The 1510-nt window shown below is 36.5% G+C and carries 1 protein-coding gene and 2 pseudogenes; all 3 read left to right on the top strand.

The features are described 5' to 3' along the window. A pseudogene (locus tag ABY298_RS16325) lies at positions 1-264 on the top strand (DUF1320 domain-containing protein); the annotation flags it as partial. Continuing rightward, positions 265-768, top strand: coding sequence for a phage morphogenesis protein (locus tag ABY298_RS16320; RefSeq protein WP_372747097.1), 504 nt, complete (start codon positions 265-267; stop codon positions 766-768). It abuts the pseudogene before it with no gap. Then, positions 765-1510 (top strand): annotated as a pseudogene (locus ABY298_RS16315) (hypothetical protein); the annotation flags it as partial. The gene ABY298_RS16320 and the pseudogene ABY298_RS16315, both read left to right, overlap by 4 nt.

The following is a 1510-nucleotide window of genomic DNA, read 5'->3' as shown; positions in this document are numbered from 1 at the left end:
TTTGAAGCCACTGGCACAGATAGAAGTGGTGTAGTGGTAAAGCATTTTAAAAAAATTGTAATTGACGAGATTTACAAACGTAAGGCTGGTAGTTTAAATGAAGTAACTCAGCAAGGTTTTAACGAGGCGATGACGTGGTTAGAAGGTATTGCAAAAGGCACAATTGATGCTGGAGACTTACCACCAAAAGTTACTGGAGACGATGCTATTGGAGATGGATTTATAAAATGGGGTGGAAACACTCGTTATCCAAGCAACTTTTAAATGAATGAGTGGGATTTTATAAGAGATATAGCTCGGCAAACTAAAGAGCTGGAGGAGTTTTTAGAAAACGACCTGCTAGATATTATGGAGGTGGAAGGCTTAAACCATTTTGAAGATAGCTTTGAAAAGCAAGGCTGGGATGATAGTGGTGTTAAAGATTGGAAAGCTCGTAAAACTGTTGATAAACGTGGACGTGACATTACACGCTACAGAACTAACAAAAGAGGAAAGCTAGGCGATTTAAATTCCTATGGTCGTAAAAATGATGGAAGAGCTATTTTAACAGGTCACAGCACAGGTGGTAATAAACTTAAAAACAGTTTAAAGGCTCGCCAAATTAGTGGCGGTATAGAGTTTAGTAGTGACAAACCTTATGCACAACGCCACAACGAAGGTTTAAACGGAATGCCGAAAAGGCAATTTATGGGTGCAAGTAAAGCACTTGACAAAAAGATAAAAAGAAAAATTGATAAACAACTCAATCAAATATTTAAGAAAAAATGAGTAAAATAGAAATATTAGATCATACAGGTAAACCATTTGCTACCGCTAAAAATAATGTAGAATTGGCTGCAAAATCGCAAAAGGTTGTATTAGACTTGGTAAGGCAAGCACACTCGGTATATCGTCAAGAAATAAGTCATTGGCAAATGGCTCGTATGGAACGTAACAATCCTGACACATCTTACAGTTACTTGTTGCAGGAGTTGTTTAAAGATGTAATGATTGATGCTCACTTAACTGCAGTGGTTGAAAATCGTATTTTAAGAGTTGTAAACAAACGTTATGTTTTACAAGATAAAAAGGGTGTTGCCGACTATGAACGTTCAGAATTTTTAAATAAACGTTGGTTTACAGATGCCTTGCGTTACGTTATGGAAAGTATTTTTTATGAATACTCACTATTGCATTTTCGTAAAGATGTTGATGGTAAAATTATAGGCGTTAAAAATGTGCCACGTCCACACGTAAATGTAGATAAACGATTGGTGGTAAAATCTGTTTATGATGATAAAGGTTTACCTTTTGATGAGTTTCCAAACGATTTACTTTTTGCAAAAATGTACGATGGTTACGGCTTGTTAGAAAAGGCTGCGCCACTAACAATTTTAAAACGTCACTCCTGGGCAAGTTGGGATGAGTTTGAACAAATCTTCGGAATGCCAATTCGTATAGCAAAACTTGGAACTTTAAGCGATGATGTTAAACAAGAAGTTGCAGGCTGGTTAAAAAGTATGGGTACTGC

The organism is Lutibacter sp. (assembly GCF_041596795.1).
Lineage (GTDB): Bacteria > Bacteroidota > Bacteroidia > Flavobacteriales > Flavobacteriaceae > Lutibacter.
This window is presented reverse-complemented; position numbering and strand designations above follow the sequence as displayed.

What these genes read in the sequence shown, in the direction of transcription:
- ABY298_RS16320 (WP_372747097.1), top strand. Translation starts at nt 265, where the DNA reads ATGAATGAGTGGGATTTTATAAGAGATATAGCTCGGCAAACTAAAGAG.